This is a genomic window from Paenibacillus lemnae (assembly GCF_012933385.1).
Lineage (GTDB): Bacteria > Bacillota > Bacilli > Paenibacillales > Paenibacillaceae > Paenibacillus_AQ > Paenibacillus_AQ lemnae.
The window spans coordinates 90,641-110,878 of the sequence record NZ_JABBPN010000005.1 but is presented as its reverse complement, the minus strand read 5'-3'; the positions used below and the strand labels follow the sequence as shown (position 1 = coordinate 110,878).

17 protein-coding genes are annotated in these 20,238 nt (G+C 48.8%); 4 read left to right on the top strand and 13 right to left on the bottom strand.

Annotation, left to right across the window (positions count from 1 at the left end; genetic code table 11):
• Nucleotides 1-135 precede the first annotated feature (135 nt).
• Entirely contained in the window at nucleotides 136-1,089 is a 954-nt protein-coding gene (locus HII30_RS07875) for an NAD(P)-dependent oxidoreductase (protein ID WP_169504462.1), read from the top strand.
• 98 nt (nucleotides 1,090-1,187) lie between these two features.
• Here the strand turns inward: HII30_RS07875 and HII30_RS07870 are convergent, their stop codons facing one another.
• From HII30_RS07870 to HII30_RS07855, 4 genes are all read right to left on the bottom strand, one after another.
• Nucleotides 1,188-2,135, bottom strand: a complete 948-nt coding sequence (locus HII30_RS07870; RefSeq protein WP_169504461.1) for a TRM11 family SAM-dependent methyltransferase — start codon at nucleotides 2,133-2,135, stop codon at nucleotides 1,188-1,190.
• Complete coding sequence (locus HII30_RS07865) at nucleotides 2,132-3,067, bottom strand: MsnO8 family LLM class oxidoreductase (protein WP_425495981.1); 936 nt, start codon at nucleotides 3,065-3,067, stop codon at nucleotides 2,132-2,134. Before HII30_RS07865 ends, HII30_RS07870 begins: the two co-directional genes overlap by 4 nt.
• 37 nt (nucleotides 3,068-3,104) lie before the next feature.
• On the bottom strand, nucleotides 3,105-4,526 hold the full coding sequence (locus tag HII30_RS07860; RefSeq protein ID WP_169504460.1) for a deoxyguanosinetriphosphate triphosphohydrolase family protein: 1,422 nt from the start codon (nucleotides 4,524-4,526) through the stop codon (nucleotides 3,105-3,107).
• 157 nt (nucleotides 4,527-4,683) lie between these two features.
• The gene (locus HII30_RS07855; protein ID WP_169504459.1) at nucleotides 4,684-5,091 is read right to left on the bottom strand and encodes a phage holin family protein; all 408 of its coding nucleotides are present in this window, start codon (nucleotides 5,089-5,091) and stop codon (nucleotides 4,684-4,686) included.
• Nucleotides 5,092-5,431: 340 nt separating this feature from the next.
• On the opposite strand from HII30_RS07855, the gene HII30_RS07850 reads away from it, so the two are divergent.
• Both HII30_RS07850 and HII30_RS07845 read left to right on the top strand, forming a co-directional pair.
• On the top strand, nucleotides 5,432-5,878 hold the full coding sequence (locus HII30_RS07850; protein WP_169504588.1) for a helix-turn-helix domain-containing protein: 447 nt from the start codon (nucleotides 5,432-5,434) through the stop codon (nucleotides 5,876-5,878).
• A 17-nt stretch (nucleotides 5,879-5,895) separates the two neighbouring features.
• Nucleotides 5,896-6,315: an ImmA/IrrE family metallo-endopeptidase gene (locus HII30_RS07845; RefSeq protein WP_169504587.1), complete on the top strand. Its 420-nt coding sequence runs from the start codon at nucleotides 5,896-5,898 to the stop codon at nucleotides 6,313-6,315.
• 42 nt (nucleotides 6,316-6,357) lie between these two features.
• Here HII30_RS07845 and HII30_RS07840 read toward each other — a convergent pair whose 3' ends face one another.
• A complete protein-coding gene (locus HII30_RS07840) occupies nucleotides 6,358-8,118 on the bottom strand; it encodes a WG repeat-containing protein (protein ID WP_169504458.1) in 1,761 nt (586 codons plus the stop codon).
• Between the two features lie 151 nt (nucleotides 8,119-8,269).
• Complete coding sequence (locus HII30_RS07835) at nucleotides 8,270-9,247, bottom strand: aldo/keto reductase (protein ID WP_169504457.1); 978 nt, start codon at nucleotides 9,245-9,247, stop codon at nucleotides 8,270-8,272.
• A 233-nt stretch (nucleotides 9,248-9,480) separates the two neighbouring features.
• On the opposite strand from HII30_RS07835, the gene infC reads away from it, so the two are divergent.
• Complete coding sequence (gene infC / locus HII30_RS07830) at nucleotides 9,481-10,008, top strand: translation initiation factor IF-3 (RefSeq protein ID WP_169504456.1); 528 nt, start codon at nucleotides 9,481-9,483, stop codon at nucleotides 10,006-10,008.
• 111 nt (nucleotides 10,009-10,119) lie between these two features.
• Here the strand turns inward: infC and HII30_RS07825 are convergent, their stop codons facing one another.
• The 7 genes from HII30_RS07825 to HII30_RS07795 form a co-directional block, all read right to left on the bottom strand.
• Complete coding sequence (locus HII30_RS07825) at nucleotides 10,120-10,803, bottom strand: hypothetical protein (RefSeq protein ID WP_169504455.1); 684 nt, start codon at nucleotides 10,801-10,803, stop codon at nucleotides 10,120-10,122.
• Nucleotides 10,804-10,977: 174 nt separating this feature from the next.
• Nucleotides 10,978-12,771, bottom strand: a complete 1,794-nt coding sequence (gene ltrA / locus HII30_RS07820; RefSeq protein WP_169504586.1) for a group II intron reverse transcriptase/maturase — start codon at nucleotides 12,769-12,771, stop codon at nucleotides 10,978-10,980.
• 670 nt (nucleotides 12,772-13,441) lie between these two features.
• Nucleotides 13,442-15,616, bottom strand: a complete 2,175-nt coding sequence (locus tag HII30_RS07815; protein ID WP_211184479.1) for a DUF5704 domain-containing protein — start codon at nucleotides 15,614-15,616, stop codon at nucleotides 13,442-13,444.
• Nucleotides 15,617-15,972: 356 nt separating this feature from the next.
• Entirely contained in the window at nucleotides 15,973-16,917 is a 945-nt protein-coding gene (locus HII30_RS07810) for a stalk domain-containing protein (protein WP_169504454.1), read from the bottom strand.
• 263 nt (nucleotides 16,918-17,180) lie between these two features.
• Nucleotides 17,181-17,987, bottom strand: a complete 807-nt coding sequence (locus HII30_RS07805; RefSeq protein ID WP_169504453.1) for an energy-coupling factor transporter transmembrane component T family protein — start codon at nucleotides 17,985-17,987, stop codon at nucleotides 17,181-17,183.
• A complete protein-coding gene (locus HII30_RS07800) occupies nucleotides 17,984-19,582 on the bottom strand; it encodes an ABC transporter ATP-binding protein (RefSeq protein ID WP_169504452.1) in 1,599 nt (532 codons plus the stop codon). The genes HII30_RS07805 and HII30_RS07800 overlap by 4 nt, the downstream gene beginning before the upstream one ends.
• Complete coding sequence (locus tag HII30_RS07795; RefSeq protein ID WP_169504451.1) at nucleotides 19,575-20,204, bottom strand: ECF transporter S component; 630 nt, start codon at nucleotides 20,202-20,204, stop codon at nucleotides 19,575-19,577. Before HII30_RS07795 ends, HII30_RS07800 begins: the two co-directional genes overlap by 8 nt.
• Between the last annotated feature and the right edge of the window lie 34 nt (nucleotides 20,205-20,238).

Here is a 20,238-nt window from a genome sequence, read left to right as displayed (position 1 = left end):
GCGCACCTGTTCCCCTTTTTCAATACTCTCTTGAGGCAGAAATGGTTTACTGAATGCATGGCAGGTTTAATTTTGTTAAGATGTCTTTACAAGTGAGTACTTTTTTTTATTCGCCAATAAAAGGAGGTCTGTATCGTGCCAAAAATTGTTGCATTACACGAACTTTCCCAGGAACAAATCCATCGAATTGAGGATGCGGCTCCTGAATATGAAGTCATTTCTGGTAAATATAAGGAGCTGCCATCAGGTACCGTGTCAGGCGCCGATATCCTTATGGGATGGAGTGGTGCTGCCGCGGAGGAAGCGCTGGCGGAGAACAGTCAGGTGCGCTGGATTCAGGTTTGGTCTGCGGGTGTGGACCGGATGCCGCTTCAGGAGCTGGATGCACGGAATATCCAGTTAACCAATGCAAGCGGGGTTCACAGCATACCGATCTCGGAGCACATTTTCGCCTTTATGCTTGCTTACGCAAGGAATCTACATCAGGCGGTGCGCCATCAGAGCCGGAACGAGTGGGATAAAAGCGGAATATTTCATGAGCTTTCCGGCAAGACGGCTGTGATCATTGGTGTAGGTCAGATCGGCAGCGCCGCCGCCCGGATCGCTCAAGCCTTCGGCATGAAAACCGTCGGTGTCCGCAGATCTGGCAAAGACGACCCTCATATTGATGTCATGTATACGACAGAAGAACTGGATCAAGCGCTTGGTCAGGGTGACTTCGTGATCAACATTCTGCCGCTGACTGAAGAAACCAAGGGTCTGTTCAATGCCGACCGCTTTGCTGCGATCAAAGAAGGAGCTTTCTTCATTAATGTCGGCCGTGGTCCAAGTGTCGATACAACCGCCCTGGTCGACGCGTTGAAGTCCGGACATCTGGCCGGAGCAGGTCTGGATGTATTTGAAGAAGAGCCGCTGCCTGCAGATCACCCCTTGTGGAACATGGAGCAAGTTATGCTCACACCACATACTGCGGGCGATACGGAGCACTATAATGAGCGCGTGATGGATATCTTTGTGGAGAATCTAAAAGCGTTCGTGGAGGGCAGCCCGCTCCCGCGCAATGTGATCGATTACGAGCGTTCTTATTAAGTGCTGCTGCCACTTTTTTTGTGAATTTACTATTTATAGAAGTCTACCTATATTAAACATACTTAAGGCCGATCCAAATGTTGGATCGGCCTTATCGTTCACTCACACAGCCATATTTCCCGAATGAAGGTGCTTTTGCGTGTCGTAATGTGACCAAGGACACGCCAGCCTGTCTCCTGCAGCAGCTCGCCAAGCGGCTCCGTGCTGACAATAACGGCACGGCGGGAGAGCCTGCGAAGGCTTGCCAGCGTTTGACTCTTCTCCTCTTCCGGGAACACGGAACAGACATTATACGGCAGGTCCAGTACCGCGGTATCGTACTCGCTGGTGTACGTATTCATATCTGCGATCCGGACGCAATCATCCGAATATCCATAGTGTCGCAGATTGACCCGGGCACCGCGGACCGCCAGCGGGTTGATATCACACCCTTCTGCAGTTAGCCCCATAGACAAGGCTTCAATCAGCACATTGCCCATCCCGCAGCACGGATCCAGCAGCGAGATGCCTTCCAGGCGGGGTGCCGCGATATTAACGAGCGCCCGCGCAGCCCGCGAACTGAGTCCTGTCGAATAATTTTGCGGCTTTTGTTTATGCGCGAGCCATTCCCGTCTCGGTGTATGCATCATGCCCAGCATCCAATTTCCTTGCGTTGCCGTGAGTCCCAGAACAATATCCGGTGATTTCATCCGGGCTTTTCCTTGGATGCTTCCTCCTACCCATCGTTCCAAACGGCGCTGCTCCTCATAGCTGAAAGGATCTCCTTCTTTAAGATACTGCACTTTGAAGGTCTGTATGGAACCCTGCTCATGTTGTTCAGACAGCCCGATCCCTTCAGCCAAAACAGCAACTTCCGCCGCTGTACTTCCTGTTATGACGACATCCAGCCTACCTGTAAGAAACGGACTTCGGTTCGGGTCCACCAGCTTGTCGCTCGGAATCAAGCCCCTTTGCCCTTCCGGTGCTTGTCCCAGCAGTTCCCCGAGCTCCATACGGCACAAGTCCTGCTCTGATTCATGACAGGCAAAGGTATACACATACCTCATAACTTGCCTGCTTCCTCTGCGAGCAGCCGGTAAGACGCCAAACGTTCCTCATAACTGCCCAGCGGCGGGGTATATATGACAAACTCACTGCAGTTATAATAATCTGCCATCAATAGAAGTCTGGAATATACATAGTCCGGGGTTCCTGCCACCAACCGGCGGCCGTTTTCTTCGGTTTCAGACGGGGGACCGGGCAGGCGTGAGCTCTGTGCCAGTTCGTCCGCTTTTCCTTGTGTTTCTGCACAGATGACTCCGACGGCGACTATGGCTGACGGCTCTTCCTGTAAACCTGATGGGCGGAAGTTTTCCCTGTATGCTGCGAGCACTTCCTTGCCGTCTTTATCGCTCATGAACTGCCCGAATACATAACCTGTTCCGTGTTCAGCAGCTAGATCTGCACTCTTCACATGGGTGCCCAGCATCCAGAGCGCAGGCTGTACCTGTGGAACGGGCTTCGCCGTCACCGGAACATCCTCATATGTATAGCTGTCCTGCAGCAGTGCACGCAGTGCTTTTACCCGGTCCGGCATATCCGCCACATGGGCGAGAAAATTCCCGCTCAACGCCATCGACGTATGAGCGGATCCGCCGGGAGCCCGGCCGATGCCCAGATCAATGCGTCCCGGATACAGCGCGGCCAGCATGCGGTAATGCTCTGCCACCTTCAGCGAACTGTAGTGCGGCAGCAGCACGGCACCCGAACCAAGCCGGATCCGCGTCGTCACAGCTCCGATATGGCTCAGCAGCACTTCCGGCGATGCGCAGGACAGTCCATCCATATCGTGATGCTCGGCTGCCCAGTAGCGGTGGTAGCCCCACTGCTCTGCCGTTTGCGCGAGCCTGACTCCCTGCTGCAGTGCTTCTTCAAACGAAATGTCTTCCATGCGCGGAACGAGGTCCAGCACGCCTAACGTAATTTTTTTCAAGCGTATTCCTCCTTACCGCTATCAGCTCAGGCATATCTACGCCCTAGTCCAGATCGTAAATCGACCCTACCTTGAGTCCATACAGCTCATTATAAATTTTCTCGGCAAAAGCGTCCGTCATTCCTGCAATGTAATCAATCACCATATGCTCCCAGGTCCAGATAGGATGCGTTCGCTTCTGATCGTCTTCATAGCGCTGCAGCCAGTCAGACGGAATAATCGCTTTCGACGAATCGGGATCTACAAAGGCCCCCCACAACCGGCGGAGAATCCATTCGCTGCGCTTTTGCAGCCGCTGGACGCGAAGGTCGCGGATCATGGTAACCCAGGCGAAGCTTTTGAGCACACTGACGGTGCGCAGCATATCTTCGTCTTCCATGCCGTCTTTTACAAATGTAACCTTCTTCCAATCTCCGTCTGAAATAACACCGAGACTGCTCACAAACAGGCTGACCCAGTATGCCTTGACCTCGCGGCGGGTACGGGAGTAGTCATTCTCGCAGAGCGGCATTTTTTCGTTCCACACGCGCAGGAATGCATCCAGCACTTGCGTAACCTTCGGCTCGATCTGCTCCGGGGTCCAGTTACTCCAGAAGTCATCCTCCAGCGTCGTAATTTTCTCCACGATAAGCCGGTTCAGGTGACCATCCCGCAAAAAGTGCTCATGCACCTCGATTTTACCGGCCTTGATGCCATCCTCCAGATCGTGCGCGGAATAGGCGATGTCATCGCACAGGTCCATCAGCTGGGCTTCCAGCGTTCTTTTCTTCCCCGGGATGCCCCACTGCTGGCGGATGTGCGAGATATATTCCCACTCATGGCGATACAAGCCCTTGGGCTTCTCGAGACCCGGGAACGGATACTTGTTAACACCCAGCAGCACCGCATCAGAGAGATTGAGACCATTGACGTCTTCTCGTTTCTCCAGAAACATCATCAGGCGGAAATTATGGGCGTTCCCTTCAAAATGTTCATATTTCATCTGCATGTCCAGCTTGGTCTGCAGTGCTTCTTCCGGGGAAGGGATGCCCGGGCGCTTCAGCAGATCCTGTTCCGTCTTCCGGTCAATCAGCTTGTTCAGAATGTCCTGCAGCACTTCCTCACCCTTATGTCCGAACGGCGGATGTCCAAAATCATGCGCGATCGCCGCACACTCCACCACCTCCGGATCAATGATCAGCCCGGCATTCTCTGCGGCCTGCGGCAGCACTTCGGGATAGGTCCGTGCCAGACTGCGCGCCGCCTCCCTCGCAATCTGGGCCACCTCCAGCGAATGGGTCAAGCGGGTTCGGTAATAATCCCCCGTCCCTGCGCCAAAAACCTGGGATTTTCCCTGCAGGCGCCGGAACGTCGGAGAGTGAATGAGGCGGGAATAATCCCGCTCGTAAGCAGCCCGGGTCGCGTCATCTTTTGTTTTTTCGGGGTACTGGCGGTGTTCTCTCAATGCTTTAGTATGTTTCTGCATCCTGCTCCACTCCTGTTTATCCAGTGTCTATGTGTTATCATATCTCTCCTTAAAGGGGAGGTATCATGCGTTTTTCATGTACGCTGTGGTTTATCTATGATTATATGTCATTCCGCGCTTTAAAGAAAAAGGATGTCAGGTATTTTTTATTGGGGGATTATTCATCCCGAGATTTGCTATGAAACAGCTTTACTGCATTCTTAAGCGCGTGAGGTACAGGTACCCCGATTCGTCCAGCATGATCAATAATCGTAAGAAGTTCATTCGCCAGGTAGAAAAAAACAACAGTATTCTGGAAGTAACTCATCTCGCCCCATGTCTTGTCCATTAAATGAGAGATTGCAATCATAACAAAAACCGTTGCCTTTCGAGCTAACAAAATGTACATCGTCCGTGATTTGAGATTACGCTCCATCCATTCTGCCCCACACCCCATCAGTCCGCTGACAATAATCATCCACAGGAGCAGATTCAATTGTAATGACCATCCACCCCATAAATATTCTGCTGAACGCTGCGCAGCTGCTTCAATCCAAATATAAGCTGTCTCCATGAACTCTATCATAACAACCCCTCCTTTAAATTTTATAAGACAGATGAAGCCGTGAACTCCTCCTTTTGTATCTTTGCCAAATGGCATAGTACATCCGTTTATTAGATATAAGAACAAATGTTCTTTATTAGATTGAATATACCACTTTTTTGTCAATTAAGTAAAAGGCTTAATATCATCAAATATGCTGTAGAATACTTCCCTGTCTCTCATTTCCTTGCCTTTTGGTAATATATCTAGTTTTATCTTACCAGTTGGCAACAAAAAATATTGTGTTTATACTATAGTAAAGAAGCAAGATGAAGCAGCAGGATGATGCAGCATGAATCTCGGAATGTTAGGAGTGGCGGATGTGGAGCAAGCCTTTGGCTTATATTTAAAAAAACTCCGGGAGGACCGCGGGATCAGCATGAATCAGCTGGCCCAGGCTGCCGGAATCAGCGGCTCACAAATATCAAGGATTGAAAATGGACTGCGGGGAATTCCCAAGCCACCGACCATCCGTAAAATCGCCGATGCGCTGGGCAGCTCTTATGAGGAGCTGATGACCCGGGCCGGATACTGGACGGATGGAGAGCACGACCCTGTATACGGCCAGGGTGCATCAAATCATGACACACCCGACTGGGCTACCTATAAGGATAAGAGAGATTTCAAAAAAATGCTGGAAGATGACGGTGAGCTGATGTTTGACGGGATTCCTCTGGATCAGGAGGACAAGCAGCGGATTAAGGATGTGCTGACCGGGCTGTTTTGGGAAGCCAAACAGATGAACAAACGGGGCAAAGATAAATCGTAGAAGTGCAGGTGAACGTTATGGATGATTTGGTACAATCGATAATCAGCAGGCTCATCAAAAAACATCATACGAACTGCCCGTTCGCGCTGGCCTCCCTACTGGGCATCCATATCCGTTATGCCGATTTGGGGAAGGCCACCAAGGGTCTGTATTTTCGCAAGCTGCGGCGGCGTTTTATCGTCATCCACTCTCAGCTGCCCGCCGAATGGCAGCGTTTTATCTGTGCCCATGAGCTGGGACACGACCGTCTGCACAAGGGAATCAGCCGCTTTTTTATGGAGGAGCATTCTTATTTCGCGCCCGGAAAGCTGGAGCGTCAGGCGAACCGTTTTGCTGTCGCCCTGCTCACTTCAGATCTAACCATGCTCCCTGACGAAAGTATAAGCGAGTTTTATCTGAGAGCAGGTATTCCGCAGGAAATCCTGGGCGGAGATTGATCGGATCGGGCATTGGTACCGCTGAACTACGAATGCTGTGCCTCAAGCATGAAATGCCCGCCAAAATGAACCTTCCATATCAATAATATCTTTAATCTGGGCAAACGGAATCGTAAACGTCGGGAAACCTGCTGCATATGGACCGATATCATAAGGATTGAAGTAGAGATGAAGAGCGTCCTCTGAGACAAAAAACGGCTGATCCGGGCTGATGCCTTTATACGTATCCGGAAATACATATGCGTACTGTGGATCATTCTTAATCTGATCACCCACAATCCCACTTAATACCTGCACATAGTTACTATTGGGCTTAAATAAATCCTTCAACTCATACAGCTGTCCATCACTCAGGTGAATGATCGCATACACTATCGAAGGCATCCCATGCGCAGCACCCGCCGGATAATTGTAGCCAGTGAGCTGTATTTGCAGCAGCTGCTTCTGATAGAACGTAATCTCAAAATCTCCTGTGTACGTATAATCCAGCTGTTTCTCGGCAGGGATCGGTTTTACCTGGGAAAGCATCTTCAGCTTGGCATTCAGCGCACGCTGCTGTGATGGATCACTCAGGCCTTCTACCTGCGGATAATACACTAGGTAATCTCGATTCGGTTTATACTTCTCTTCGCGTACAGAATACGGAGGGGCAAGCGGCACAATAGTATTTTGCCGCCAAATGATCCTGCCAGTACGGTTTACATAAGATAACCGCCGATCTACATAGACCTTAATCAGATCAGGTGCAGCAGCTTCCATCGTCCCGGAACCTTCCACCTGCGGGTATCCAGGGGCTGGCCTGCCACGCAGATTCAGTAAATACGTCTGTCTCCCGTCTGATACAGAAACAAGCCCGTTGCGATAAGTGCTCACTTCACGATATTTGAAATCTGTAAGTCTTCTGCCCTCCGCATCTGCAATTGCGTATATAGAGCCAATAAAAGGCTGTTCCGGATCAATCGCCTTCCCCAGCGCATAGCGCTGCTCCCCCAGTGCCTGAATGTCATTATAAGCAGGCTGTATGATATAGTCTCCCTGTGAATTGATCACACCATAGCTCGACTTGTAATCCCGAGCTGTATTCACGATCGCCTGCCCTCCTTTAAAAGGTAAAGCAGACGTAAACCCGGGCTGAATGACGATATTCCCTCGTTCGTCGATGTAACCGTAAGTACCCGAGGTCTCTTTTTGAAAAGCCAGCAAGCCGTCTCCCAGCGGCCCCACATAAGCATAAGGATACACAGCCAGCTGATGGCCATCCCGATCAATTAACGCATATTGATGATCCCGGACCTGTACCACGGCTTTTCCATGTTGAAAATCGTTTGCGGATATGAAATGAGCCGAAATGACTTCATTACCCGAAGCATCCAAATAACCGTACTTCGTTCCTGATTCACCAGCCGGATCAGAGGCTGCCTGATTGAACACCGCCCGGCCGTTCTCCACGTCAGCAATAAACGGATAAGCTCTTTTTGTCAAAATAACGCCTTGCTCATTCATCATTTTAAATCCTTCAGCATCGACCACAATCGCCCTTTCTTCGGAAAAAGGATTGATGGAATCATACACAGGCTGCACGACATACTGACCCTCAAGATTGATAACACCGGCATGACCACTCTTTACAACGACCGCCAAACCGTTAGGCTGAAAATCACGGGCATCCTCCCAAACCGGCTTCAGCCGAACATTCCCCAGTGCATCCATATACCCCCAGCGGGTCCCGCTTATCGTCATAACAGAGATCGGAAATAACCATGTCTGTACCCTGGCTTGACTGCCTGCTTCGCTCTTCGACATCGTTGTGTCCTCCCTTTTCGCAGCATTCGCCTAATGGTATGCGGCATCACTGCGGTTATGACGCGAAATAAAAAAAGATTTGCAGCGGCCAGGACCATCTGCAAATCTTCCGAATTCAACACATCGTGGATCTACTGTCGTTTTAATTACCTTACATCCTGCGTCCGCATGAAGCCGAGTACAGCTCGTACCACTCATATCGGGTGAGCTCAGTCTCTACAGCATCACGGCAGGCCAGAATACGCTCTGGGCGGATGGAACCAATCACAGGCTGAATCCCTGCGGGATGCTTCATTAACCATGCCAGTACGATGGATTCTGGTGTAACACCTCGTTCCTTCGCCATCCGATTAACCAATTCAGCGGTAAGTTCGATCTCCGGGCGCTGACCCTCGACCACCCTGCCGGTAAACCGTCCCTGAGCAAGCGGCCCCCAGGCCTGCAGCTGGATATGCTCGGCCTGACAATATTCCATGGTACCATAGGGAAACACATTATCTTTTGCCTGCACACGATTTACCGTGACACCAGCTTCAACGAACCCGATTTTGTCCAGACTCATCTCCAATTGGTTCACGATCAAAGGCACACGGCTGTGCTTCTGAAGAAGGCGTATCTGTTCAGAGCCCATATTGGACACCCCGAAATGCCGAACTTTACCGGATTGATGAAGCTTCGCCAGCACATCCCCAATCTCCTGTGGATGTGACAGCGGATCAGGACGGTGCAGGAGCAGAATATCCAGATAATCTATACCTAAACGATGCAGTATTCCATCCACGCTCGCCAGAATATGAGCAGCTGAAGTATCGTAACGCTGCGGTCCTTCATCATCGCCCACGAGCCGAATGCCGCATTTTGACTGAATAATGATCTGTTCGCGAAGACCCGGATTTTCGGACAACACCTGTCCAAGTACATATTCCGCCTTGCCGCGCGTATAAATATCCGCCAGATCAAAATGATTGATACCTATTTCGAGAGCGGCTTCTACCGCCCGATGGCCTTCCACCACAAGATCCGAAGTAATAGGCAGGCCGTCCCATTCACCTCCGAACCGCATACATCCTAGAACCAAGGGGCTTGCCGGAATCTGATGGTGATGCAAGGGGAGCTGTGTATAAGACATACCAATGTTCACCTCATTTTTTATATTATTAGGCTCGGTAACTCATCTTCTGTATGTATATCTTCTTCCATCTTTACCCATGTTCCTGCTTTTACTGAATTACCAAATTAACGAGTTGACTACAGGTAGACAAGTTATTCATAAACCTTGCGGTTTGCCTGCCTGGTTCATTGAAACTGATCTCCATTGCCGATATGATAGCTATATCTATTTTATTCAGGAGGAATCAACCCGTGGCTTTATTCATGAATGAACAAATACGTGCTTCTGAGGTGAATCTTACCGGACTTAATGGCGAACCGCTTGGTGTCGTGTCCCGTGAAGAGGCGCTTGCTACAGCCCGCTGGTATAAAGCAGACCTGGTCTGTACTTCTCTTATGAGCAGTCCCCCTCCCTGCCGTCTGGTAGCCAAGGGAAAAAGTAAGTCATTCGCTCAGGGGCAAAATAAATCCGAGAACAGCACCCGCCGTATGGCAGCAGACAAGAAGAGTAAAGGTTCTGCCAAAGAAAAAGTCAAAGAACTGAGATTCACCGCATATATCGAGGATCATGATTATGATACCAAGCTCCGCCAGGCAGACAAGCATCTGCGCTCCGGCAAGCCGGTTCAGCTGGTGGTAAAAGCATCGGGCAGCAAGGAGGCTGCCGCGGCAAAATCTGTTTTGGAACGCCTGCTGGCAGACCTGAAGGAATGCGGGGTAAAAGAGACCGGAATCCAGTCCGGCGGCAAAGGTTCACAAGTCAAATTGAATCCTCGCTGAATCCGGCTAAGCTATGAAACATGACCTAAAAAAGACCAAGCTGCAAGAACTGCAGGAACTTGGTCTTTTTTCACATAACAATAGTATAGCAGTAGCAGCAAACATATATCTTTAATGCGGCACCTGAGAAGTAAAATCCCCTCTGCTCGACAGATCGGCATGATAAAACAATGTATCTCCGTCTTTAAGCAGAAAGTTATAACCATACGGGTCCCGGTAGCTCCCTGCAAAACCTTCCAGCCTCCACTGATTCATCAGCGGCGCATGAATATATTGAAGGTGCGGTCTGTCCAGACGGCCATCCTGGATTGTTTCGATATTGAAATTCACCACAATAAATCCATGTTTCAGAAAAACACTCGATTTCTCATCCAGTCTGTTCACTACTCCATACGCTGCCAGATCGGTCCCTTGCGGTACGACATATACATCGGACGGGATACTGTACTCGCCATACCACGTTTGAGTGGACGCAATCGCGCGCAACGGATCGACACCGGATGGTATCACCTTAGGTCCTGTCAGGGTCCGTAAACTTGAAGGAAGCATCAGCCAGCTGTAGCGGCCGATCCACGTTTTGGTTTTCGCTGTGTTGTTGATATACCCGGTTGTGAATTCACTCGCCGAACCTCCGCCCCGCCCCTCCTGCTGATATAAATAACCCGCGGTATCCAGCAGTTCCTGCCGGGGTACATTCCGGAGCCGTTCGTTCAAAACCACATACCGCCGCACGGTATCCTCTGGTGATCCAATACGAATAAAATGCTGATCACCACTATGGTAATACAGATCCACTGGCTGCCGACTGCTCCCGTCTGTACTTACGAAATCAAACTGTGGCGTAATCGAGATTGCATCGGTTTTGCTAAATAGGTATAGGTAAGGCTTTGACTACGTCGCTACCTTTTCCCCACCTCCACACCGTGCATGCGACTTTCACCGCACACGGCGTTCCATCTTCATAATAGTTTAATCGATCATTCCCAAGTTACTCAATTTACGGTATTGGTTAACCTTGATAAGCATGCTTTTGGTTAAATCCAGCACGCTTTTGAGTTCAATAATCGTCTCATGGTTCACAGCATGAATTAGCTTATGGACATCTCGATGGATAATACGTAAGTTGTTATACTTATCATTACCACCAGAATTTGACGGAATATAGTGATGACAGTGTACGTCATCGGCGTATAGGAATGCACCTGTGATCTCGCATTTACCCATAGCCATACTATACCGGCTAATTCGATTATCCAGATACTCAGCACTGCGCTGGGGATTATTGGATTTCATTAACTTAATGATTTCCTTTTGGACATCTCCACTCAGTTTTCTGCTGATACGACTCCGGCCTTCTAACGTATATGGTGTTAATTCTTGGCTGAAGTTTAGGTTGTTAGAAGTGCTTACATCCACTATCGGGTAAAGATAAACACCATTGATTAGGAACGTTCGATAGGTGGTCGAATAAAAGTTCCTGTATGTTGGTGGTGGATTACTTGGATGATCGTATATGCCACATCGTTTCAGACGATTATAGGTGAACTTTTTCAGGTCATAGGCAAGTCGTGAGAACTCTTTGAATACATGTGTCGCTTTTCTAAAGTAATTATGGACACCGAGAACAAAACTATTGAATTTGTGCGCGTTACCAGCCGATGGTGATTGTTTGATGTTTTGAATAAGTTTTTTGTACTGCATTCTTATCTGTTGTTTCTTCTTATCAATCACACCAGTATGTGCAACTTGCTTCTTTCCTTTCAGAGTCGCTTTTATTGTGAATCCTAGAAATTCAGATTTCTGCTTCCGTAGATTCAAAATTTTCGACTTTTCAGGGGAAATATCCAAGTTTAGACGGTCTTTCAAATACAGTCTTACTGCGTGAAACCACTTTTGGGCTGTTTTCCAATCACGGCAGAGGATTTTGAAATCGTCAGCGTAACGTACGATAAACCCTTCTTTAAGCTTGGACTTTTTCAGAGCGCTATATTTATTCCTCTTTGTATATGCGTGCCTGGTCTGGAAATCCTCCCATTGCCCGGCCACCCATACATCCAAGTCATGTAGTGCGATATTGGAAAGCAGAGGGGAAAGAATGCCTCCCTGTGGTGTTCCTTTTTCAGGAACACCTTCACCTTCGATTTCAGCTTTTAACATCCTGTTTATGATGCTTAAGACTTTGCGATCCTGAATCCCTAGATTCCATATTTGCTTTAACAAGATCGCGTGATTAATGTTGTCGAAGAATCCTTTTATATCAATGTCAACGATATAATGAAGTTGTCCTTTATTAATCAGAAACTGCACTCTGGCCAATGCGTTGTGGGCAGATCTTAGCGGTCTAAATCCATAGCTGTGTTTAAAAAACTGCGCTTCAGCGATTGGTTCAAGTACTTGTTTAAAGCATTGTTGTATCAATCGATCAATGATACATGGAATCCCCAATGGTCTCTTTTTACCATTTGCTTTGGGGATGAAGACTCGTCTGACTTTCTTTGGCTGGTATTTATTTAGTTTTGTTTTCACAAGGTCTGCTAGCTCGTTGTCCGTCATTACTCTGAGGTTCTCAATTGTCTTACCGTCTGTCCCAACTGTCTTTGATCCCTTATTTGATTTGATTGTTCGATAAGCAAGGAGAATATTTTCTCTAGATGTAATTAGTTCATAAAGACGATTAAAAGTATTTCCTTGTTTGGCTCGTTCATATATATCAGAAAAGGTATCTGTTAAGTTGTAGTAATCCCAATAACGTAGAGCCTGTATTGTGGCAACCCCCTGTCAGAGATTGTCCCCACATTCGTACCGGACCGATACAGTTCACTTTTGGAAAATAGATAAACTATTATAAAGACTCAGGGCTATTCCTCCACTTCGATTACGGAAGTTTCATCAGTCGCTCCCTTACTCTCACAAGGATGAATGCATTTCGGTGGATACCTTATAGCAACCGTCTTGGATGGCAGTCCTCATTGCGACGTTCCTTGTTTTCCTTGTTCCTTCTATCCTAGCTATACATATTATCCTTAGGTGACTCCTTTGAACCTGCAAGCTTGATACCGCCATTGTTCGGTATAGCGTATTTCCTAACATGTAATTGTACTCAACGCCACTTGCCCCAACATCTGTTGGTAAACATGTTTCCATGAGTTAGGCATCTAGATTCGTAAAATTCGGAGTTTAGTCAGTTCCCGATTGAACATTCTCACCATAGACAATTTTTCAGCCATCCGGCATATCAGTTAGCATACCTTCCTTTGCAGGCGGCTTCAGCCTTCCTTCTGCCGACTTCACCTAGCTTCATACCTTTTGTTCCTGCCGAACAGAAAGCATGTAGGAGTCTCAACGGGACAGTTTCAGAAAACTTGGATTCATCATTCCTGTCCTCGGATAGAAAGTTAGACTTCATTACATGAAGTCCTTGCTTTTCCTGGTATTAACCAGTTATAGCAAAACAAGTCGCACACATATTTCCTTTGGTTTTTAGATCAAATTTGAAATGGTATCCGGTTTTGACCGCGACATTTTTGAAGCCTGGATTTGGGTGTTTGCCGGGTGCAATAGGCAGGGTGTAAGGAAGGACATTTCCTCTCGGCCCTGCGTCGATGTCTCTTAGTCCCGTCCAGTAAGACGTTCCTTTTGAGTTAGCACTCCCTGGCGAGGTTCGAAATACAGACTCCCAGTGATAGTCGGCAATGTCGGTAATTCTGAAATCATACACCCGGCCAATCACCTCCACCGGCTCGATATCGGTAGCGACATGGTGGACCAGATCCAGATTCGCTTGGGGCTGAGTCGTGTAATCTGTTGGGGCATTTTCCGCAATGGTCCGAAAATACACGAAATAATCGCCTTCATCCACCCAGACTGGCAGGAAGAAGTCCATTTCTGTCTGCGGCACGGGGACGGTAATCCATTGGTTTTTCGGGTAAAAGACCGTCCGGTCCCGGTTGTACACATCAAATGGAAAATAAACCTGCTTCGTGCGCACGTACTTGGCGTAGTCCCTGTTTCCATAACCCGGAATACTCCGATGTGCTCCTGAGTTGGACATACGTATCGTAAACGGCCGATCCAAAATAAACGCAGCCCGGTTCGGATTTGGGTAGGTTTTCTGGTTATGTGCCTGGTCATCGGTCACAGATGCATAATTGACTACCGGGGTATGTACTGTCACGGTGTTGATCCCGTAGATCGGAAATGTTTTGTCTTCACCACCGTTGATGTTCCCTGGCAATAGTCCATAGAAGATACTGCCCGCGCTGGTGGTATTCGCCCGGTTAACCTTGTCACTGCTAATCATCTGATTTGGCCTGTACAGAACATTATTTCCAATACGAGGCGGCTCCGGTATGTATCCAGGTACAGGTGCAGATGCATCTGCCGGGACGTTATTCATGATTGTTGTCCCTTTGAATGCGAGTCCATCATTGGTTACTTTGACCGGATCCACGGCCTCTTCAGCGAAGGATTGAAGATTTTCTATAGGCGGCGCTGGCCTTTCTTTCCCTCCTGACCTGGATCCTGAAGGAGCTGTAACCAGGGTTGGCGGATTCGGCGCTGTATATTTCCCGCTGGGCGATGTGGAGTAGGATGGAGAAATATAATTTTCAGGCTGCAATGTTATTTGCCCGCCCGGCAGCGCGTAATTGATCAATTGCGCTTCATCAATTTTGTAAATCTCAAGCTGCTCTATCACCCAATAGGAATAAGGACGTTCAATCGTATACCGTTCGGTGACGGTTTCCTCATCGGTTTGCGGGTCGGACTCTTCACGATCTTTTCCGTCCGGACCTTTTACCGTCTTTTTAGGATCCCAGGTCAAGGTCCACGTTTTTTCCACCTCGATCTCAAACGTGCATGTTCCTGTCATGTTCACAAAGGTATTTTGATACAAGTACTCTCTGGCTAGTACGTTACCATAGAGGGTCTCTGAGGTCGGAATGCCCTGGAGAACGTCAAAGGACTCATTTCCACGGGCATCTGCCTTAACTTCTCCGGTGACCACAGGATCCATATACCTCCCCTCCCGCTTCTGCCCAGGCGCAGGTGTGGTGCACGAACTTTCTGGGGGTGGGATGTCCGGATCATTCGCCTCATAGTAGAAAAAGAGATAATATGTAGGGAAACTGCCGTCATATTTGAAAGCGTAGGGATCTCCCGGCGTAATTGTTCCTCCGCTTGGTGCGGAAACCGTGCTTTTTTTGTGGCCTTTATAGGTGTATGTAGAATTTCCGGGTGTGTGTGTAAATGCATAATTGCTGTCCATCTCCAGCTTTTCTTCACGATCCTGAAATCCAGCTTCACCATTTAGTGAACGCCCGTTGGTCGTGTAGTGCTTGATGATGGCATTGCCTTCGTCGGGTTCGAGTTCGATTTCGAACAATGTTGGGAAGTAGTATCGCCAGCCTTGAACTAGATCAGAAAAGGTTTGACCTTTCTTCTCTTCTTCCTCTCTTCTATTTACCGGTACTATCGCATCTAACTTTCCAGAGGTAACGTAAACCGGAACATTGGCAATATTAGTTCCTTTGCCAGTCCATACTCTAGTCGTGAAGGAGTAAGAGCCTGATGTTGATCTCATATAGTAGTTCTTAGGATTTTGTGACATTTCAAATGATCTAGATGTTTCGAATATTTCATCACCATAGATATGATTGTAGTCAAACCTACTGACGGTCACCTCCTTAATTTTTCGACTTGAATTAAACTCAAACATATAGTCAAATCCATCTACATCGGTAACCCCTCCAGGTGGTGTATTTATCCAATGGCCACTAGAATTGCTCCATGTTTCGTAGTACACCATTCCCACAAAATAAAATTTATTTACATTATATGGATCTTGATAAAATCTTGAAATTCCAATTGCCTCTATATCTTTAGGAAAAATTAATAACAGATTAACCATCACAAAAAGGTACGTAAATGAGCCCACAAACTTTTTCAACATGTATAGCTCCTTATTTAAAAAGGGTTACTTAGTGCCACTATGTAGTTTTCTGGTTTATCAGTGCTGAATGCAATGTAGTCTACAAGTTGGAAATTAAAATCAGTCCAGACATAATCCTTAACATACACACCATTTTGAAACTTATCAGATGTGCTAACTATGGGATAAAAGTTAGTTGCCGTACCATCTTTATGATTTATGAAGGCATTATCCACCCCGTATCGATACTTTACAAAATCATCTTTGAGCATAAAGAAAATAGGCGTTCCTCTTTGTGAACTTCTGATAGCTATGTAATCTTTCTTAAAGCTCTTCTCTATTTTAATATCATAGATAACCTCACCATTCCCTAGCTTAATAGGTAGATCTTTAAAGCTGATTATTTTAATACCGTCATAGCTTTCACCATTAAATTTAGTGAAAAATTTATCAGCTTTTGTATACTGCTTGAAGTCCTTCAAAGACTGCAGCTTAAACTCCTTATCATCTGTATTGCGAAAACCCCTCTCCCCAATCCAGACCCATCGCCCTACTTTATCCCACTGCACTTTTTCTCCGAGTCCCTCACTTACCAAACGAAGCGGCACAAATGTACGATTCTGTTTGATTATGATCTTGGTGCCATAACTTTTAGATTTGCCATTGATCAGTGCTGTATCTTGACCGACTATCATGGACACAAGGTTATCCCCTTTTTTTAGATCGACTTTGGTCACACCTCGAGCTTTACTCCATGAAATTTTAGCGCCTAAGGCCTCGGAAACAAAACGAATAGGGACCATAACACTGCCTTGTTGATCCTGAAACGGTTTGGCATCTGGAAAACTTAATTTGCGCGCATCCAATAACACTTCTACCTGTGTATTTGATGCAGCGACTGCCTGTCCTTCAGCCATCATCAGTCCACCCGCCAGCACAATCGAAAGGAAAGCTACACACCATGTCTTCCTCACACCCATTACCTCATGACCTCCTCACAAATAAACACCCTGCAAAATTGGTACTATGTTATCATAAATCAGACTAATTTGGTATTATATTCCTTAAAAATTCGTCATTGAAACCCTCCCTTGAGATCCTGCCAGCAATGTTCTCACTGATGCCTCCCCGTCGAACTCCCATCATCAAAAAAAGCGGAGCCCACCGAAATGCTCGGTAAGCTCCGCTTTATACGGCAGCAGGAAAGTATTTACAGACAGTCTAGCACGGACGGCTGCCAAAATCAATCAAATCGTACATCCCCAATTCCAAACCATGGATACCAGCTTGCACACATATAAGCTGCAGCTGCTGCGAGGGTCAGCAATATAACAATCAGCAGGTCATAGACGGAGTAGCGGGACTCGTAATAATACGTCCGCCCCCTGCCATGCTCTCCGTTAAACTGCTCGGCTTCCATCGCTGCCGCCACCCGGTGGGCACGGCGGATGCTTTGAGCAAGCAGCGGCACGGCGTACATACCAACCCGCTTTATCATACCGCGGACCCCGCGCAGGGGAGGACACCCCCGGACTTGAAGAGCCTGACGCCGAATCAGGAACTCCTCCCATACCATAGGGAGCAACCGGATCGAAGCCATAAAGCTGTATGCAAATTTGGGAGCCAGCTTCAGCTTCTGCATCAATCCGTAGAACAAGTCCACCGATGAGGTGGTAGTCACGAACAGAAGTCCTTCTGCTGCAAATGCAATCCCTTTGAAACCCAGATGCAGCCCGCGATAGAAGCTTTCCTCCGATACCCGGAGCAGTCCCCACTCCCACCAGATGGTCTCTCCTCGACCGAACAGCATCATAGTAGAGGATGAGGAGACAAAAGCAATGAGAAAAGGCAGGGCAAACAGCAGGATCTTCCACATTTTCAGTCCGCACAACAGCACCAGACATATCGTAAATATGACCGCTTGATATATGACAAAATCGATATCGTGGGTGAGCACGGTCATGGTGAACAGCAGCAGCAGTACAGCCAGCTTGATCACCGGATTTGCCCGGTGAAGCCAGGTTCGGCGGTCCATTCCCCAGATGCTCATCGGTCCACCTCCGGTTTTCGCCTGGACAGCAGACGCCCTTCTCCGATCTCCCAAATCTCCCGAGCGACCTGCTGCGCAATGTCCATCTCATGGGTCACCATGAGTATGGCGGTCCCGGCTTGAACCAGCTCCTGACACAGCTCAAGAATACCGAACGTATTCCGGGCATCCTGACCGAAGGTCGGTTCATCCAGCAGAAGCACTTCCGGCTTCCTCACCATGGCAGTAGCTACACTGAGCCTACGTTTCTGACCCATCGAGAGCTGGTACGGATGCCGCCCTTCCATGCCGCTCAGACCAAAATGAGCAAGACATTCATGCGCCTCCTGTATAGCTTCTTCCTGGCTCCGCCCATCCACAACCAGAGAATACAGGACCTCATCCAACACGGTCTCACTAACGAACTGCAGCTCGGGATTCTGAAACACAAATCCGATCCGCCGCAAGGCATGTTCCCTCATCTTTCGTTCCCGCCGCTTCTTGCCGAAAACGACAGGTTCTCCGCCAAGACGATAATCTCCGGTACATGGAAGCAATCCCATAAGTCCAAGCAACAGCGAGCTTTTGCCTGCACCATTATGACCAATGACCGCCGTAAAATCACCGGGATACAGGCTGGCCTCCTCTACTGTGACCACGGGGCGCTGCTTCCGCAGCACTTGAAACTGTGACAGCGCCAGAACCGGTGATTCCCCGGCACCTGGATTCACACCAACGGCCGGCCCCTCCGAAACCGAAGAGAACCCCCGTGAAACAGCCGATCTCTCAGAAGCGGCAGCCCTGTAATCCTCCCACACACCCGGATGCCAAATCCCGTACTGCTGCAGTTCCTTACGGTACTTGATGAACACTTCCTCCGGCCGGCCCTCTCCCACAATCTCGCCGTCTGGTCCAAACAATATAACCCGGTTCACATCATGGAGAATCTCCTCAATCCGGTGTTCGACGATAACCAGCGTCCGGTCCGCCGACACCGATCTTACCGCTTCCCAGATCTGCTTCCGCCCCTCAGGGTCCAGCAGTGCCGAAGGCTCATCCAGAAACAGCACCTCCGGCTCCAGCAGCAGTGCTGATGCAAGTGCCAGTCTCTGCTTCATTCCTTGCGACAGGCTGGAGATCGGGGTATGCAGCTCCGGCAGCTGGAGACCCACGGCATCCAGAGCGTCCTTCATCCGTCCGGCCATGTCATCCCTCGCAACCTGCAGGTTCTCCAGTACAAAGGCAAGCTCCTCATCTACAAAAGGCATGCAGAACTGTGTATCCGGATCCTGAAATACATAGGCCCATGAAGCCGGAATGATCTGTTCCGAGCATTTCATCGGAATCTCAATCACCCTCGGGATCATGCCGCTGAGCACCTGCAGCAATGTCGATTTGCCGCAGCCGCTTGGTCCAAGCAGCAGCACCTTCTCTCCCGCAGACGCTTGAAAGGACAAGTCCCTGAACAACATCGGCGTATCCCCTGGAAACTTCAATCGCAAATCCTGCACAGATACAGAGGGTCGCGGACCGCTTTGCCCAGCTTCACTATCCGCTTCCCCGGCTCCTGCCAGCTCTTCTGCATCATCCGCCTGAAGCAGAAGCAGATCAGCCATGACGCACATCGTCCAGTGCCGCATAATCCTTGGCAGAGGCCGGGCTGAGCAGAGAGGTCACGCCGGTGCGATCCAGCGCCTTACCCAAGGCCACCATGGCGGCTCCTGCGATCAGCGCACCGCTGATGACACGCATCGTGTACTTGGCGATAAACATCCACAGTGCATAATCATCGGTATAGCTTAAATAGAAATCTACGGACATGGAACCGATCGCCGCTGCCGCTCCGGCAAGTGACGCAGCCCAGATCCCCGCCCGGCGATAGCGGAATGCCGCAAACACCAGCTCTGCCGCCAGACCCTGAATCAGACCATACAGCAGCAGATTCAGTCCCCAGCCGCTCCCAAACAGCACCTCGACATGCGCGGCCGCCAGTTCTGCAATGACGGCTACGCCCGGCTTACGGATCAGCAGAAACGCAAGTGTTGCCGCTGCAAACCACATGCCGTACAGCAGCTCGTCCGCTTCCGGGAACAGCGGTTTGAACAAACTGTATACCGAACCCCAAAAATGATACACCACACCAAACACCAGAGAAATCAGGACAGTCACCAGGATATCACTGAGCCGCAGGCCTTTTTTCCCTCCCCCATGTTTAAGGTTTCCTCCATTACTTTGCATTGCCGCAATCCCCTCTCCATAACAATAAATTAAA

Coding starts and splice junctions, on each gene's coding strand:
- HII30_RS07860 (WP_169504460.1), bottom strand. CDS start 4,526: ATGCAGAAACATACTAAAGCATTGAGAGAACACCGCCAGTACCCCGAA.
- HII30_RS07800 (WP_169504452.1), bottom strand. CDS start 19,582: ATGGCTGATCTGCTTCTGCTTCAGGCGGATGATGCAGAAGAGCTGGCA.
- HII30_RS07810 (WP_169504454.1), bottom strand. CDS start 16,917: ATGGGTGTGAGGAAGACATGGTGTGTAGCTTTCCTTTCGATTGTGCTG.
- HII30_RS07855 (WP_169504459.1), bottom strand. CDS start 5,091: ATGATAGAGTTCATGGAGACAGCTTATATTTGGATTGAAGCAGCTGCG.
- HII30_RS07815 (WP_211184479.1), bottom strand. CDS start 15,616: ATGTCACAAAATCCTAAGAACTACTATATGAGATCAACATCAGGCTCT.
- HII30_RS07805 (WP_169504453.1), bottom strand. CDS start 17,987: ATGAGCATCTGGGGAATGGACCGCCGAACCTGGCTTCACCGGGCAAAT.
- HII30_RS07835 (WP_169504457.1), bottom strand. CDS start 9,247: ATGTCTTATACACAGCTCCCCTTGCATCACCATCAGATTCCGGCAAGC.
- HII30_RS07870 (WP_169504461.1), bottom strand. CDS start 2,135: ATGAGGTATGTGTATACCTTTGCCTGTCATGAATCAGAGCAGGACTTG.
- HII30_RS07840 (WP_169504458.1), bottom strand. CDS start 8,118: ATGTCGAAGAGCGAAGCAGGCAGTCAAGCCAGGGTACAGACATGGTTA.
- HII30_RS07795 (WP_169504451.1), bottom strand. CDS start 20,204: ATGCAAAGTAATGGAGGAAACCTTAAACATGGGGGAGGGAAAAAAGGC.
- HII30_RS07845 (WP_169504587.1), top strand. CDS start 5,896: ATGGATGATTTGGTACAATCGATAATCAGCAGGCTCATCAAAAAACAT.